The organism is Serratia myotis (genome assembly GCF_027474885.1).
In the GTDB taxonomy this organism is placed as follows: Bacteria; Pseudomonadota; Gammaproteobacteria; order Enterobacterales; family Enterobacteriaceae; genus Serratia; species Serratia proteamaculans.
Genome location: NZ_CP099707.1, coordinates 3,628,258 through 3,643,734 on the forward strand (window position 1 = coordinate 3,628,258; position 15,477 = coordinate 3,643,734).

Genomic DNA, 15,477 nt, shown 5'->3' on the forward strand with positions numbered 1-15,477 from the left:
ATCGGGCCATGGTTGCCGTGGCTCTTACCAAGTTAAATAGCGTTCGGGAGAACACAAAATGAAAATTACTCAGATCCGTAATGCGACCCAGATCCTCGAATATGCAGGTAAGAAGTTCCTTATCGATCCCATGCTTTCTGATAAAGATGCATGGGATGGTTTTGAGGGAACGGCTCGCTCAGAAATTCGTAATCCTATGGTGGAATTGCCTCTGGATATAAGCTCACTGCTTGATGTGGATGCAATTATAATTACCCATACGCACCCGGATCACTGGGATCTGGCCGCTGCAGATATTGTGCCGAAAGATAAGTTGATTTACGTCCAGAATGAGAACGATAAAGCACAGCTGTGTGCTCAGGGTTTTACTAATCTGGTTATTCTTAGCGAAACCAGCCGCTTTGAAGATATTGAACTGATTAAGACAGCATGCCAGCACGGTTCAGATGAAGCCTATGCCAACCCGCAGATGGCCGAAATTCTTGGCGATGCCAGTGGCGTTGTGTTCCGTCATCCAGCAGAAAAAACCTTATATCTTGTTGGTGACTCTATCTGGGTGAAGGCCATTGAACAAAACATGCGCAAATATATGCCGGGTGTGTTGATTATGAATACCGGTTGGGCTCATGTTCTGGGCTATGGCTCAATCATCTTTGGTAAAGAGGATATTTTGAAGGCACACTTTGTATTGCCTGAAGCCCAAATTGTTGCCACCCACATGGAAGCTGTAAACCACTGTCTGGTCTGAGGAAGGAACGGCAATACAGGCCGATCATGGTCTGGAGGTGCTAACGCAGGTTGATATCGTCATTGTGCCCTTCTGGGGAGATGTGCGGAAACGACCATCCCGCCCTCTGCTTGACGCTCTGGTCAAAGCCCGCGAAGCGGGAGTCCAGATAGTGGGATTGTGCTTGGGCACTTTCGTATTGGCTTATGCAGGCTTGCTGGATGGGCATATGGCAGCAACTCACTGGGAATATGAGGATGATTTTCGGCAGCTGTTTCCATCCGTTCATTTAAATCTTAATGAACTCTATGTTGATGACAATGGACTGACTACATCGGCGGGAACGGCTGCGGCGATGGATTGCTGTCTGTATATTATTCGTCAACATTTTGGCAGTCTGGCGGCTAATAGCATTGCCCGCAGGATGGTCACGCCTCCCCACCGTGAAGGTGGTCAGGCGCAGTATATTAATCATCACGTCACGCAAAAGACCGCCGACTGTAGAATTAACATAGTGCTTGATTACCTGCTACAGAACCTTCAGGAGCCGCACGATATTAATTCTCTGGCCGAATACGCCTCAATGAGCCGCAGGACGCTGACGCGACATTTCACGAAAGCGACCGGTATGTCCGTCGTTGAGTGGATTACAGCAGCACGGTTGCATAAGAGTCAGGAGTTGCTGGAGAACCTGGATCTTCCTGTAGAACAGGTCGCTGAGAAAGCGGGCTTTCAGTCTGCTGCAACGTTCAGGCTGCAGTTTCGGGAAAAATTCGGTGTCAGCCCCAGAGAGTGGCGAAAAACATTCCGTAATACATAACTAACACAAGAACGCCAATTGCAGGGTCTGTCTCAACAGCTTTACCTTCAAGATTTTATAACAAGAACTGCGATATAAAGTCCTAACCCATACGCCAGATGTGTTAGCACACTCAACAGCCGAGCCAACCATGGGCGGGGCGTACGGGAAGCAGCTATGCCAAAACCAAAGGCGGGCTGCAGGATCAGGAAGGGCGCAACTAAAGTTAACAGTCCTGCAAGCAGAGCCGTCGTGAAAGAAGGTTCACTGATCCAGGTTGGCCCCTCCAGGACAAAGGGTATAAAGGCAAACAGTATCCCGGTCAAATAATGAAACACCCACCCAACTAAAAATTCTTTACGCACAGATGATGTTGAAACTATCGTTTTATGTCGGAGTTTTCCTCTGGGCATCCATAAAACCCAGCGCCCAACCAGTGCATAATTCAAAGGTGGTACGTTAATGATGTGCTTCTGGAAGAGTGACCATAAATCCATAACTAGTGTTGCATAGATACCTGTAATGACCGCTTGAAAAACAGTAACCATATCCAATTTTTTCGTCCTTATTTTTAGAAAATGTTAAGCTGGCCACCAGTGTGCAACTTAAAGTCAGGTTTAAGTCAATGATGGAAGAACTGGATATAAGAGAAGTGGCTAATCTTTCCGGCGTTCTGCCATCAACGTTACGGTTTTACGAGACGAAAGGACTAATCAAACCTGTTGGCCGTAACGGCCTGAGAAGGCAGTATCACAAAAGTGTGCTGAATAAACTGCAGCTGATAGTACTGGGGCAGGCTGCCGGATTTACTCTGGGTGAAATGGCAGTGATGTTCAATACGGAAGGTCGGACAGTAATCGACCGTGAGCTTCTTTATCATCGTGCCAAGGAAATTGACGGCACAATTCGTAGGTTGCAACTTTTAAGCAAGGGGTTGAAGCATGCTGCCCGCTGTACAGAACCGGAGCATGCCCATTGTGAAGAGTTCAACAATGTCGTTGCGAGAGGACTGCGACTCATCAGGTAGTTAGTCTTTTGTCGCACTTAATCCTCTAAGAGGAGCCGTATCCAGATGTGCGTATACAACCATATCTTCACGACGTCTCAACCCAAAACGTCCGCTTCTGGCACTGAGAAAACTGTCAGATCGCTTTGGAAACAGCCCCACGACGGGCAGACTCCCCCCTCTTCTCATTTCACCTCAGCAGCCTGATCAAACTGCAATCTGGCAGCTTCGACTTCAGGCAATTTATCGAGCGTCCACAGGTGTAGTGCACGAAACGGTTGCAGCAAGGTCCGACCCAGTTGCGTGATTTCGTATTGCACCGCCACAGGCGAGAACGAGATAACCTGTCGCAATACCAGACCATTGCGTTCCAGCCGCCGCAGACATTGCGTCAGGGCTTTCTGAGTCACGCCCTCGAGTCGGCGCCTGAGGGCGTTAAAACGCTGAGGTTCGTCATCAAGCGCGACCAAAACCATCATTGACCACTTGTCTGCAATTTGATCAAACAATGCCCGACTGGGGCAATCCGCCGAAAAGCATTGTGGGTGTAAAGTCAGCATACGAGGTTTCCTTTGGTATACCTGGGCTACTCAAGGTGCCTAATTGACAGCAGGTATATAAAATATACCTAATAGGACTCCTAACGCAATGGAGTCGATTTGTATGTCACAAAATAAATCCAGTATTTTATTCAGTCCTTTTTCCGTCCGTTCTCTTCAGCTTAAAAACCGGATCGTGATGGCCCCCATGACGCGGCTTTTTGCACCGGACGGTATCCCTGGTGAAAATAATGCTGCCTACTACCAGCGCCGGGCCGAAGGGGGAGTCGGTCTGATCCTGTCAGAGGGCACCGTCGTTGATCGCCCTGCGTCACGTAACGATTCCGGCATTCCTTTTTTCCATGGGCAAGCGGCACTGGCAGGTTGGAAAAACATCATTGATGCCGTTCACCATGCGGGGGGTCGCATGGCACCGCAGATCTGGCATACCGGTGCAGCACGTTACATCAACGGCTGGGAACCTGATGCACCGGTCGAGAGTCCCTCCGGCTTTGATGCACCCGGAGATCCACGCGGCGTTGCGATGAGTGAAGAGGATATCGCTGATACCGTCTCAGCGTTCGCAAAAGCGGCGGCAGATGCCAAGCGTTTGGGATTCGACACGGTCGAAATCCATGGTGCCCATGGATATCTGGTCGATCAGTTCTTTTGGTCTGGGACCAATCTGCGCACCGATCGCTACGGTGGACCAACGATCAGGGAGCGTTCACGCTTTGCCAGTGAGATCGTGACGGCCGTTCGTCATGCGGTCGGCCCTGAATTCCCTATCATCATGCGCGTAAGCCAATGGAAACAGCAGGACTACGGGGTACGCATTGCCGAAACACCCGCTGTTATGGAAGACTGGTTATTACCCTTGGTTGAGGCGGGTGTTGATGTGCTGCACTGTTCGCAACGTCGCTTCTGGGAGCCTGAGTTCCCGGAGATTGACGGCGAAAACGGCCTTAACTGCGCGGGTTGGGCGAAAAAAGTAACCGGGGCTGCGACAATAAGCGTGGGTTCGGTTGGTCTGGATAATGATGTTACTCATGCTTTCTCCGGAAAAGGATCGGCGCCAGCGAGCCTGGATCGACTCATTGAGCGCATGGAGCGTGAAGAGTTTGATCTGATCGCCGTTGGCCGTGCCCTGCTGAGTGATCAAGATTGGGTAACCAAGGTGGAGAATGGCGACTTCACCGCGTTGAGTGGATTTAACCCAGCATCCTTGGCCGAATTGGTTTAGGGCTGTCATAAGGCGGGCCCTGTGAAGCAGGGCCGCCTGGCGAATGCCGTTAGTTGCGTAGGCTATTACCCGTCTGGACGCTTGAGCTCCATCTGAAAACCCAAGCCCGTTACATTAGTCTGCGAGACATCTCGCCTTTTCATCTTTTGCCCCGGCCCTCCCCCCATATCACTTGGCTTCCCAGCCACCTCCCCCAATAGACTTGTCTATCATGAAATTCTTCAGACAGCTTGACTGTACGATGAGCAGCGTACAAAATAAGGAGGTGGTATGGGGTTCAGGGACGTAAAACAACTCGCTATATGCTGTCTTCAGCAAGGGGCTCACAATGAGAATTGTCAAAGAAGGCGATACGCGCACCGTTCTGTGTCAGCACTGCGGAAAATCAATGGCGACTTATCGTTTACGCGATGTGGAGTTCAGCGATCGTCGCGGCACGGTAAAGAACATTCTGGCTGCCGTCTGCAACCAGTGTGATGCGGTAGTCAGTATTCCCGCCCAGTCTACGCCACGTGTTAAAAGCGAGTTTGAACAAACAAAGTCAGCGCTGGAAGTCAGAGTTCCGGCGCACTATCTCGATATTCTCAACGTTGCCACGCAGAAAATAGATGCTTCGCTGGACGAAGATTTTCATAAGATACTGATCCTTTACTATCTCCATGCGCTAACCACCGGCCGCTATCAGCAGCAAGAACTGAAAACGCTGTTGGGCAGTGAACTGGCGAAGGCCAAATCGTCGAAACGCCTGTCGATGAAAGTCAGTAAAAAGCAGCTGGAAGAATTAAACAGCATAATGGAACAGCAGAGCCTGACTCGAAGTTCTGATGTGGTAAAAGCGGTGATCCTTAAAATTTACCAGGACCTGGTGCAGGAAAAAAACTTAGGCATATTGCCGGAATTACGCAATGTCGCCGCCGCGTTTTCCTAAGTAGTCCACTCACCTGAGTGCCATATCCGGGTCACTATCGCCCCCAGTCCCAGTTGAAACTTAATATTATCAATCACATTAATGCCTTACCCACATGACGTAAAAATGTGGAGATATTGTGAATTTGCACTTTCCTTACAGTGAATGTAAATGATTATCGTTACCATAATCATTCAAAAACATTTGCACACACTTTCAGGGACAAGATGCATGACTTACACACAATTTTTCAAATTGAGACCGGGCGCGATCCTGTTGGCAGGGTTAATTAGCGCAAACGGCTATGCCGCCGATGACCTGGCGGGTGAAAGTGAAGAAATGGTCGTTTTGGCACCGGCAGAAGAACAATTAAAACAACAGCCTGGCGTATCCATCATAACCGCCGAGGATATCGCCAAGGATCCGCCGGTCAACGATCTATCTGACATCATTCGCAAAATGCCCGGCGTGAATCTGACCGGCAACAGTGCCAGCGGCAGCCGCGGCAACAACCGTCAGATCGATATTCGTGGCATGGGACCTGAGAATACGCTGATCCTGATCGACGGCGTGCCCACGACCTCACGCAACTCAGTTCGTTACAGCTGGCGCGGCGAGAGAGATACCCGGGGCGATACCAACTGGGTACCGGCAGAAATGGTTGAGCGCATTGAAGTTCTGCGTGGCCCTGCCGCGGCGCGTTATGGCTCAGGTGCGGCGGGCGGCGTGATAAATATCATCACCAAGCGCCCTACCAAAGACTGGCACGGCAGCTTATCGCTGTTTACCAACCAGCCTGAAAATGACAAAGAAGGGGCGACCAAACGCACTAACTTTAGCCTCAGCGGCCCGCTGGCCGGTGATGCGCTCACCATGCGGCTGTACGGAAATTTCAATAAGACCGACGCCGATGCCGCTGATATCAACACGGCACAAAACGGCTCCTATGCCGCAGGCAACGAAGGGGTGCGTAATAAAGATATCAACGCCCTGTTCTCCTGGAAAATGACCCCCACGCAAATCGTCGACTTTGAGTTGGGTTACAGCCGTCAGGGCAATATCTATGCCGGCGATACCCAGTACAGCAACGGTAACCTCAGCCCGAATGACCTGGTGTCATCACTTTACGGACAGGAAACCAACCGCCTCTATCGCCAGACTTATGGTGTTACCCATAACGGTATCTGGGACTGGGGCCAGTCACGCGTCGGCGTCTACTACGAAAAAACCAATAATACCCGCCTTCAGGAAGGCTCTACCGGGCGTGTTGAAGGGATGATTAATAGCGACCAATACAACACCAGCCGACTGCAAAATGTCAGAACCACAGGTGAGGTGACACTGCCGCTAGATCTGTGGTTGGAACAAACCATGACGCTCGGCGCAGAGTGGAACCGCGAACAGCTCAACGACCCGGCTTCGATGCAGGTCACCGACGCCAGCGGCATCACCATTGGTGATATCTCCGGCGATCCCAGCAATCGCAGCGCCAAAAACAGCGCCGACCTAAGTGCCCTCTATTTTGAAGATAATATCGAGGCCGTACCGGGAGCGCTGTTGATCCCTGGCCTGCGTTTTGATTATCACAGTAAATTCGGCAGTAACTGGAGCCCGAGCCTGAATGCTTCGCAGGAACTGGGTGACTATTTCAAACTGAAAGCCGGGATAGCACGGGTGTTTAAAGCCCCCAACCTGTACCAATCCAGCGAAGGTTATCTGCTCTCCACCCGGGGTAACGGCTGCCCGAACAATATTTCCTTGGGAAGCTGCTACCTGATGGGTAACAACGATTTGGATCCTGAGGTCAGCATTAACAAAGAGATCGGTCTGGAGTTTGCCTATGAGGGGTTCAACGCCGGCATCACTTATTTCCGTAACGATTATAAAAACAAGATCGTCTCAGGCACCGATCTGATGGGCTATGCCTCTAACGGCTACAACATTTTGCGCTGGGAAAACGGCGGTAAAGCGGTGGTAGAAGGTCTTGAAGGCAGCCTGGTGATCCCGGTGGTCAAAGACCGGTTTAGCTGGCGCACCAATGCCACTTACATGGTCACATCAGAGAACAAGGACACCGGTAACCCGCTTTCGGTGATCCCTAAATACACCGTCAATACCATGCTGGATTATCAGGTAACCGATAAGCTTTCCACCAACCTCACCTGGACTTTTTACGGCCGGCAAAAACCGCGTGAGTATGCCGAAATCCGCAATGAAGTGGGCTCGCTGGCGACCAATGAAGTCGGAGCTTACTCGGTAGCAGCCATTGGCGTGAATTATGATCTGGCCAAGAATCTGCGCCTGAATGCGGGCATCAGTAATTTGTTTGATAAACAGCTATATCGTGAAAACGAAGGGGCATCGACCTATAACGAGCCCGGTCGCGCTTACTACGCCGGCATGACCCTGTCATTCTGATCGATTAAAATGCAGACCAGCCCGTTCAGAGAAACCTGAGCGGGCTTTTTAGCGCTCAAAAACTTCTTCTGGCCACCAGAAAAGCGCCAATCACCAACAATATACCGCCCAGCAGTGCCGGCAGATTTTCGCGCAGTGCCTCCGGGCCGGCCTTGTAAATATCGGCCATCAAGCCCGCCACCAGTTGGCTGGCTACCAGTACCGCAATGGTGGTTGCCGCCCCCAGTTTCTGGTACCCCAGAATGCCGGAGAAGACAAAGAACGAACCCAGCAGGCCGGGCAATAACATCCACGGCCGGAGGGTGCCCGTTACCTCTGCCAGGGCGCTGACACCATTTTTGGCGAACAGCAGCCCCATCAGCAACACCAGACCAACGCTGGAGTTGATCACCAACGTAATCAGCACCGTCGAAACGCTTTCGGTGATACGCACCATCAACAGATTCTGGATAACCAGGCTGACCCCGGCCGCCACCAGCAGCAATAGCATGATATTCATAGAGGTTCCGTTCTTTGCAACGTCATTGGCGGGCTGGCGGTGCGTTGCTGTCGTCTAGTTTTAACTGCAGGAAGGTCAAATCCAGCCATTTGCCGAACTTGGCCCCCACTTCACTCATCCGACCGACCATTTCGAAACCCAGATTGATATGCAGCTGTACAGAAGCCTGGTTGCCGGACTCAATGCCCGCCACCATCACGTGTTTGCCCATCGCCCTGGCGTGTTCAATCAGCGCAATCAGCAGCGTTTTCCCCACCCCGCCGCCACGGCTGTCTTGCCGAACATAAACCGAATGCTCCACCGTGTGACGGTAACCGTCCCATGCCCGCCAATCGCCAAACGAGGCGTAACCCATCACCTCGCCTGCCTCATTGCTCGCCACCAGCACCGGATAGCCTGCCGCTTGCCGCTCCGCCATCCACGCGGCACGGTTTGCCTCGTCGACACTAAGTTCATTCCAGATCGCGGTGGTATTAAGCACCGCGTCGTTATAGATAGCAGCAATGCCTGCGCTATCGGTTATAGTCGCGTTACGGATAAGCATGTTGACCTCTTGGTTGACCGTCTACTATCATACTACGATATGAATAATAAATTAGACAACCTAAATCAGCGCATCGGTGCGAGGATCCGCATCGAACGTGAAGCACGCCATTGGTCGTTGTCCGATCTGGCGGAACGGGCTGGCGTTTCGCGGGCGATGGTGCACAAAATCGAACGTGGTGACAGCAGCCCAACGGCGATGTTGCTGGGCAGGCTTTCCGGCGCGTTTGGCCTGAGCATGTCCAAACTGATCGCCCGGGCGGAAACGCAGGAAGGTCGGTTGATGCGCCGCCAGGACCAACCGCTGTGGGTCGATCCCGACAGCGGCTATGTACGTCGCCATGTGTCACCGCAGTCAGACATCCCGCTTGATCTGGTGCGCATTGAACTGCCCGCCGGTGCCGCCATCCCCATGCCGGCTTCGGCCTATGCCTTTATGCGGCAATTAATCTGGGTGTTGTCCGGCTCGCTGGTATTTCAGGAGGGTGAAACCCGCCATGAAATGGCCGAGGGCGATTGCCTGGAACTCGGGCCTCCCACGGACTGCGTGTTCAAAAATGAGAGCGCCGAAACCTGCATTTATCTGGTGGTGGTGATGAATAAGGCCTGAGCCCGTCAGGCCATATGATGGCAGCGCCTAGTTTTGTCGATCGCGGTTATATCCTGCGCAGAAGAACTTTTCGGCCAGGCGATTGGCACCGCCAGAAAAGAATTCGCTCATCACTTCCCCATTGAGACTGTACGCCCGACACAGCAACCCGGCTTCGAATGCCGCCTGGTTTTCATCACCCAGGCTTTGGGCCAAATGGTGAGCATAACCCAGTACAAAGCCACGTTTGTAGTCACAGCAGAACCGGGTAAGCTCCGAAGCAGGCCTGACGTCCTGCGTGGCTAAACCGGCCATCAGCCCCTTACCGAAGTGATTGTTCATGGCACCTCCTCTATCATTAATCGATATATAAAATATTATATAACGATCATTACGTGCATGGACATACTCACAAAGTTTTACCTGGTTACCTGAGCGCATAAAAAAACCCGCAGAGCGAAAACCCTGCGGGCGGATGAACATTTAGACCAGGATAATTACAGGGTAAAGTTCAGCCCTTCTACCACCGTCTGCTCCAGAGGTAAGCGCCCTGAAGGGATCTCTTTTTGCTGCAAGAACTCCGGCAGCAGGGATTTGTCGCCCGCTTTGCCGATCGCCACCATGCCGTGCACCTGATAGTTGTCCGGCAGGTTCAACGCAGCCTTGATTTTGTCATGGTGAACACCGCCCATGCAGTGGGTCAACCAACCTTTCAGATGCGCCTGCAGCGCCAGGTTGGCCCAGGCGGCACCGGCATCAAAGGCATGACTCGGGTTACTGACTTCCTTCTCACCGTTCAGACTGGTGGTTTTGGAGATCACCACCACCAGCGCCGAAGCGTGCTGCGCCCAACCGCGGTTGAACTCAATCAGGAAATCCAGATAGCTGTCCCAACTGGCCGAGCCGTGTTTGCTGTAGGCAAAACGCCATGGCTGAATGTTATAGGCCGAAGGTGACCAACGCGCCGCTTCAAAGAAGCTCAGCAGGGTCTCATCGTCGATAGCATCATTGGCCAGCGCGCGCGGCGACCAACGTTCAATAAACTGCGCATCAATCGGGTAATCAGAAACTCTTGGCTGGCTCATGGACATCTCTCTCATGGGAATGGATAACAAAGTTATCTGATATTCCCATGTCTCACGCCAGAAAAACTTTTATTTTGTGCCCTGACTCAGCGCCGAACCTCCTGTTGCAGCCAGTCCAGAAACGCCCGCACCGGCGGGTGCCGTTCGCGGCCAGGCACGCACAGCGCAGTATAAGCCGCACCCGGCACGCAAATGTCCGGTCGATAAGATGCCAGCAAACCGTTACGCACCAGCTCGGACACCATTACCGAGCTGGCCAGCACCAGCCCCTGCCCGGCTACTGCCGCCTGCAGCGCGTAATGCTCTTCGTCATAAGCCCGCAATGCGGCATGCTGCTGCCACCAGTCGACTCCCGCAGCCTGGCACCACTCACGCCAGCCGGTTTCATACAGGGTGGAGTCATGCCAATGAACGGTGATCAGCGTGGGCGCGGGTTGCTCCATTGCACACAAATCCGGGGCACCGTAGACACCAAAGCTCTCCTCCAGCCGCGCCGCCTGATGCAGTTGCGGGTAGCTTGCGCTGCTGTAGCGAATGGCAATGTCCACGCTGGCGTCCTGTTGCAGATCAATCACCTCGCCGCAGGCCTCCAGCCGTACCAGATAATGCGGATAGGCCTGATAAAAACGTCCCAGGCGCGGCACCAGCCATAAGGCCGCAAAAGAATGGGTGACAGAAACACTCAATGATCCGGCGCTGGGCACCGGTCGCAAAGCATCCAGCGTGGTGGCGACATCAAGCAGCGCAGTGTGAACCCCTGCAAACAAACGCTCGCCCTTCTGCGTCAATCTAACGCCACGCGGCAGCCGTTCGAACAAGGCAAAACCCAACCGCTGCTCAAGCGCCTTGATCTGATGTGATACCGCCGTCGGCGTAACCGCCAGCTCCTGCGCCGCCTGTTTGAAACTGCACAGACGGGCAGCGGATTCGAAAGTTCGCAATGCAGTTACGGGAAGCGAGGCAAACATGAACAAGACCCATACAGATGAATTTATCTCATCCTGACAGAGTAACCGTCATTTGTCGCTTGCGCTGCACTCAACGTAAATTGACAACCGTATTCCCCTACTCAGCAAACGGAGAGTGACATGAACTCATCTCAACAACCCAAACGCCTTATCGTCCTGGTGGGCAGCCCACGCCGCGACGGCAACAGTGCCACCCTGGCACAAGCCGTCATGGCGGGTGCCGCCGAAGCCGGGACCGAAGCCAGCCTGCATTTTCTCGATGACTACATCAGTGGTTTTCTGGTGGATGGGCGCCATGCCGAGCCGCCTGCCGATCGCTATGGCGAACTGTTTCTGGATCACTTTTTGCCGGCGGATGGGGTGGTATTTTGCACCCCGCTTTACTGGTACGGCATGTCGGCACAAACCAAAGCCTTTTTCGACCGCTCTTTCAGCTATTACTCCAACGCCTATCCGGATGCGGAACAGGTGCATCAGCGTATGAGCGGCAAACGCATCGGGCTGACGGTGGCCTCGGAAGAAACTTACCCCGGCGGGGCAATGGGGATCGTGCATCAAATTCAGGAATTCAGCCGCTACTCGCATTGCGAATTCATCGGGATGGTCCAGGGGGCGGGCAACAACCGGGGCGAAGTCAGCCGCGATCCGCGCAATCCACTACAGGCCGCCCGCGACTTGGGGCGCGAGATTTTCACTCGCCACTATTCGGATTACCGGATGGATACGCCGCGCAGCACACAGGTTTGGCAAGATTGACTCAACACAGGGGCGGTCTGCTGCCCCTTTATCAAGGTTACGCAAGCATATGTAGCAAACTATTGCCGACCATTGGCCCACCAGGACAAACATCATATGATGCAGATGCCAGACTGGCGCACTCATTAACTCGAAGCGAAACAAGATGTCAAAACAGTGGAAAATAACGGCGGCCAACGCCTGTCTGCAGGTGTACACCCGGTTGGGCGGCAACTTCAAAGAAAAGGCCAGTTTTACACCGGAGCTGACTTTTGAACGCATCGTTATTTTTTCCACCACCGCCCTCGGTGACCTGATGTTTAACACGCCGGCCATTCGCGCGGTGCGTGAACGTTACCCCATGGCGAATATCACCCTGATTTCCAGCCATAAGAATAAACAGTTGGTCGCGACCAGCCGTTACTTTAATGCTGTTATTTATTGGGATCATAAAGCCAAAGACATGCTCAGTATCATTCACCAGTTGCGTAAGCATAAGCCGCAACTGGCCGTCATCCTGCACTCCAAATCCCCCTACGATGTGATTGTCGCCATCACGGCCGGTTGCCAGTATCTTTTCAAAGACGTCTACGGCAATAAAGCCACCGGCATGGAAACCTGGCTGAGCGGCGTAAGCCAGAGTACCGGCGGGCATTTAATTCAGCGCAAGCTGGATCTGGTGGCGCAACTGGGGTGTAAAACCGACAACACCGAGATGTTTATTCCCGTTGAATTTTCGCCGGTTAATAAAACCGCGGATAAAATCCCAATCGGTTTTCAAATGGGCGCCTCTGAAACGCTGCGCTGCTGGCCCGTCGGCCAGTTTATTCGCCTGGCGAAACTGTTGCTGGCACAGTCGCCACACCACCAAATCGAATTAATCGGCTCCCCGAAAGAGCTGGCTATCGAAAAGGAATTTATGGCGGGGCTAACGGCGGACGAACAGCGACGCGTGGTCAGCCATATTGGCAAAACCACCCTGCCGCAACTGCTGGCGGTAATGTCAAACATGCAGGTGCTGGTAACCGGCGATACCGGCCCATTACATCTGGCCATCGCCCTGAAAACACCGACCATCAGCCTGTTTGTCACGGCCAATCCGCAGCACACCGGCCCCTATCAAAATAGCGAACTGCATCAGGTGATGAACGTATCGGTGGATGCGCAAAAGCTCACCACGGCTCAACGCCGCCAACCGCTCAGCATCATCACCGAAAATGAGGTGTTTGAAAAAGTGACGAGCGCGCTGGCATTCACGCGCTCGCAGGCTGACTAACGAACCCTTTGGGTCGGCTGGGCAAAAACCATCGCCAATGGGAACCAGAACAGGTACCAGAACTCGGCCGGGTTGGCGATGACAAACATGCCCTGCGAGCAGTAGAAGATCAGCATAAACAGGTATAAAGCCGCCTCCAGCCGCCGCCCGGCCCTGAGGTGACGCGCGGCAAGCTGCGCGCCAAACGCCAGTAACCCAGCGAACAAACAAAAACCAACCAACCCGCCTTTGAGCAACGCCCCCAGATACAGGCTGTGAGTGGTATGAATAAACTCGCCGGTATAATTGGTAAAAGTCAGTTCTTTATCAAATCCATAGCCGAAAAACGGCGCCTGTTCTATCAACGCCAGGCTGTGCCGCCAAATGCTCATCCGCACGAAGCTCTGCTGATACAACTCGGCAAAGCGCGTAATCAGCATTTCCCCGATGGACGACCATAGCACCATGCCTGCGGTAAATATGATCATTGCCATAATCAACATCGCCAATTTTTTATTCAGCGCCCGGTAATGCGTGGTTAACACCAGCGCCGCCACTAAGGCAATCAGAGGCCCACGGCTTTGTGTCAGTACCATAAAGGCAAAAAGTAGTGGGATCGTCAGCAGGACCTTTTTTTGTTGGGTATCACGAAAAACCATCAGGCTTAAAATAATGCCCAAAGCGGCATAACCGGCAAGATCGATCACATTACGCGGGCCGGGATTGGCGTCAGAGGTTTCTCTGAGGGTATAAATTTCTTGGTAATCACTCCATGCCAGATACAGGCATAACAACGAGATACCGGCGATCACGCAGCAGAGCAAGAGATTGCGCCGGGGGCTATCCAGCACGCTGACCAACAGACCCAAATAAATCAGGATATAAGCGCTATGCGTCAGGGCAGACAGCGCATCTCCCGGCGTGCCTCCCCAGAAATTACTGGCGGAGTAGTACGCCAGAAAATACGCCGCCAAGGCTATTCCGGTGACCGCAGCACGTCTGCCAAACCAGGTCTGACGAAATTCCGGCCGGGTGAGCAGCGTCAGCAGGAAAAAAAATGCCGAGATATGGAATAGATTATTCACCCGGGTATGGCCGCAAAAAATGGCGCTAAAGAAGCAGAACACCAGGAAGACGTAAACAGCGATCGCTGTGGTTACATCAGTTTTTTTTGAAAAAATCACTGCAATCAACCTTTTCAAAAATACGGGTATCTATGGCGCTCGCCAATGAAAAATTCTTTACGGCGATATTGTTGATTTTCATTCTTTCAGCGGCATGGCTAAAAGCCGGGATGATCATATCCTCGACCTTTTCGGGTAAAAATGTCGGCAGTTTGTTTTCTGGCGTTTCATAGAAGCGTGGCAAATGGAAATTGTTCATATCCAGCCCGACAATAAAGAGCTGTTTAAACCCCAGGAAGGCGATGATCTGAAACACCCAATAAACCACCGTGCCGGCATCAAAAATTCCATGCCGAATATCATGACTAAAAGCGATGGATTTACAGACAGCAGAGAAATAGACGTTACTGTCATGGCGGTAATGTTCCCACAATGCCGGAGGATTTATTTTTGGGCTGTAAATTTTGAAAGCCGCATCTTCGATGACGGCAAACTGGCACTTCACGCCTGCCAGCGTGAAACGGTCAATGATTTTCGCCACGCCGTGGACCGTCGTAAACAGGATTAAATCCTCTGTCAGAACAATGACTTCTATAATATCCGGCCGTTGATCAATAAATCCCATATCGACAATGACGTAAAAACGAAAGCTCACCTGTTGGCTTAAGAAATAGGCCCCATTGACCCCGACGGCCGGCATTTCAGGAATATCGCTAAAGCAAACAGAACTCACCGATGGCCCGGTGGCCGTCAGCAATATCGGCCCCTGAAAGCGGTTTTTTAACGCTGAAAGTTTCACTATAGGAATCATCTGGCTTTTATAATGAAACTCGACAATCTCGCCACTCTCCGCACGTTCAATTTTCACGTAAGGCCAGAGGTTTTCATTATGCCGATAAGGGCGGGAATGTGAATAACGGTATATCTGCTTAAAAAAACTTCCCATCGAGCCAATTTCCCATCAAAAATGCATCCACGCCAACAAAGGTTTGTCTGATCTAAATTAAATCCATTGATGGGATGAGTATCGGAGCATTCAT

At 52.3% G+C, this 15,477-nt stretch carries 17 protein-coding genes and 1 pseudogene; 9 read left to right on the forward strand and 9 right to left on the reverse strand.

From position 1 onward, the window contains the following. The first annotated feature begins 58 nt into the window (after positions 1-58). Both NHG65_RS17245 and NHG65_RS17250 read left to right on the forward strand, forming a co-directional pair. Positions 59-748: an MBL fold metallo-hydrolase gene (locus NHG65_RS17245; protein WP_499182479.1), complete on the forward strand. Its 690-nt coding sequence runs from the start codon at positions 59-61 to the stop codon at positions 746-748. Continuing rightward, positions 744-1,547 (forward strand): annotated as a pseudogene (locus NHG65_RS17250) (GlxA family transcriptional regulator); the annotation flags it as partial. The gene NHG65_RS17245 and the pseudogene NHG65_RS17250, both read left to right, overlap by 5 nt. A 47-nt stretch (positions 1,548-1,594) precedes the next feature. Here NHG65_RS17250 and NHG65_RS17255 read toward each other — a convergent pair. After that, positions 1,595-2,074 (reverse strand): DUF2938 family protein, encoded by a 480-nt coding sequence (locus NHG65_RS17255; RefSeq protein ID WP_499183491.1) that lies wholly within the window; start codon positions 2,072-2,074, stop codon positions 1,595-1,597. A gap of 80 nt (positions 2,075-2,154) precedes the next feature. Here NHG65_RS17255 and NHG65_RS17260 point away from each other — a divergent pair, with 80 nt between their 5' ends. Beyond that, the gene (locus NHG65_RS17260; protein ID WP_499183492.1) at positions 2,155-2,553 is read left to right on the forward strand and encodes a MerR family transcriptional regulator; all 399 of its coding nucleotides are present in this window, start codon (positions 2,155-2,157) and stop codon (positions 2,551-2,553) included. A gap of 164 nt (positions 2,554-2,717) precedes the next feature. Here NHG65_RS17260 and NHG65_RS17265 read toward each other — a convergent pair whose 3' ends face one another. Continuing rightward, positions 2,718-3,092 (reverse strand): winged helix-turn-helix transcriptional regulator, encoded by a 375-nt coding sequence (locus NHG65_RS17265; protein WP_099064553.1) that lies wholly within the window; start codon positions 3,090-3,092, stop codon positions 2,718-2,720. A 103-nt stretch (positions 3,093-3,195) separates the two neighbouring features. On the opposite strand from NHG65_RS17265, the gene NHG65_RS17270 reads away from it, so the two are divergent. From NHG65_RS17270 to NHG65_RS17280, 3 genes are all read left to right on the forward strand, one after another. Beyond that, positions 3,196-4,314: an NADH:flavin oxidoreductase gene (locus NHG65_RS17270; protein WP_413503055.1), complete on the forward strand. Its 1,119-nt coding sequence runs from the start codon at positions 3,196-3,198 to the stop codon at positions 4,312-4,314. Positions 4,315-4,642: 328 nt separating this feature from the next. Next, positions 4,643-5,242, forward strand: a complete 600-nt coding sequence (locus NHG65_RS17275) for a hypothetical protein (RefSeq protein WP_099064555.1) — start codon at positions 4,643-4,645, stop codon at positions 5,240-5,242. A 210-nt stretch (positions 5,243-5,452) separates the two neighbouring features. Further along, positions 5,453-7,639 (forward strand): TonB-dependent siderophore receptor, encoded by a 2,187-nt coding sequence (locus NHG65_RS17280; RefSeq protein WP_099064556.1) that lies wholly within the window; start codon positions 5,453-5,455, stop codon positions 7,637-7,639. Positions 7,640-7,694: 55 nt separating this feature from the next. Here the strand turns inward: NHG65_RS17280 and NHG65_RS17285 are convergent, their stop codons facing one another. Both NHG65_RS17285 and NHG65_RS17290 read right to left on the reverse strand, forming a co-directional pair. Continuing rightward, complete coding sequence (locus tag NHG65_RS17285; RefSeq protein ID WP_099064557.1) at positions 7,695-8,138, reverse strand: DMT family transporter; 444 nt, start codon at positions 8,136-8,138, stop codon at positions 7,695-7,697. A 22-nt stretch (positions 8,139-8,160) separates the two neighbouring features. Further along, the gene (locus NHG65_RS17290) at positions 8,161-8,682 is read right to left on the reverse strand and encodes a GNAT family N-acetyltransferase (protein WP_207978216.1); all 522 of its coding nucleotides are present in this window, start codon (positions 8,680-8,682) and stop codon (positions 8,161-8,163) included. A gap of 39 nt (positions 8,683-8,721) precedes the next feature. Here NHG65_RS17290 and NHG65_RS17295 point away from each other — a divergent pair, with 39 nt between their 5' ends. After that, positions 8,722-9,291 carry a helix-turn-helix domain-containing protein gene (locus NHG65_RS17295; RefSeq protein ID WP_085117530.1) on the forward strand — a complete coding sequence of 190 codons (570 nt, stop codon included), beginning with the start codon at positions 8,722-8,724 and terminating at the stop codon, positions 9,289-9,291. A 27-nt stretch (positions 9,292-9,318) separates the two neighbouring features. Here NHG65_RS17295 and NHG65_RS17300 read toward each other — a convergent pair whose 3' ends face one another. The 3 genes from NHG65_RS17300 to NHG65_RS17310 all read right to left on the reverse strand — a co-directional run bounded on the left by NHG65_RS17300 (position 9,319) and on the right by NHG65_RS17310 (position 11,323). Further along, positions 9,319-9,612: a DUF2623 family protein gene (locus NHG65_RS17300; RefSeq protein ID WP_207978215.1), complete on the reverse strand. Its 294-nt coding sequence runs from the start codon at positions 9,610-9,612 to the stop codon at positions 9,319-9,321. Positions 9,613-9,767: 155 nt separating this feature from the next. Then, positions 9,768-10,355: a nitroreductase family protein gene (locus NHG65_RS17305; RefSeq protein ID WP_085117532.1), complete on the reverse strand. Its 588-nt coding sequence runs from the start codon at positions 10,353-10,355 to the stop codon at positions 9,768-9,770. 86 nt (positions 10,356-10,441) lie between these two features. After that, positions 10,442-11,323: a LysR substrate-binding domain-containing protein gene (locus tag NHG65_RS17310; protein WP_499182480.1), complete on the reverse strand. Its 882-nt coding sequence runs from the start codon at positions 11,321-11,323 to the stop codon at positions 10,442-10,444. Positions 11,324-11,443: 120 nt separating this feature from the next. Here NHG65_RS17310 and NHG65_RS17315 point away from each other — a divergent pair, with 120 nt between their 5' ends. Continuing rightward, positions 11,444-12,079, forward strand: coding sequence for a flavodoxin family protein (locus NHG65_RS17315; protein ID WP_099064562.1), 636 nt, complete (start codon positions 11,444-11,446; stop codon positions 12,077-12,079). 145 nt (positions 12,080-12,224) lie between these two features. Continuing rightward, entirely contained in the window at positions 12,225-13,334 is a 1,110-nt protein-coding gene (locus NHG65_RS17320; RefSeq protein ID WP_499182481.1) for a glycosyltransferase family 9 protein, read from the forward strand. Here NHG65_RS17320 and NHG65_RS17325 read toward each other — a convergent pair. Both NHG65_RS17325 and NHG65_RS17330 read right to left on the reverse strand, forming a co-directional pair. Further along, positions 13,331-14,497, reverse strand: a complete 1,167-nt coding sequence (locus NHG65_RS17325; protein ID WP_499182482.1) for an O-antigen ligase family protein — start codon at positions 14,495-14,497, stop codon at positions 13,331-13,333. The genes NHG65_RS17320 and NHG65_RS17325 overlap by 4 nt on opposite strands. Continuing rightward, positions 14,475-15,383 (reverse strand): sugar glycosyltransferase, encoded by a 909-nt coding sequence (locus tag NHG65_RS17330; protein ID WP_499182483.1) that lies wholly within the window; start codon positions 15,381-15,383, stop codon positions 14,475-14,477. Before NHG65_RS17330 ends, NHG65_RS17325 begins: the two co-directional genes overlap by 23 nt. Between the last annotated feature and the right edge of the window lie 94 nt (positions 15,384-15,477).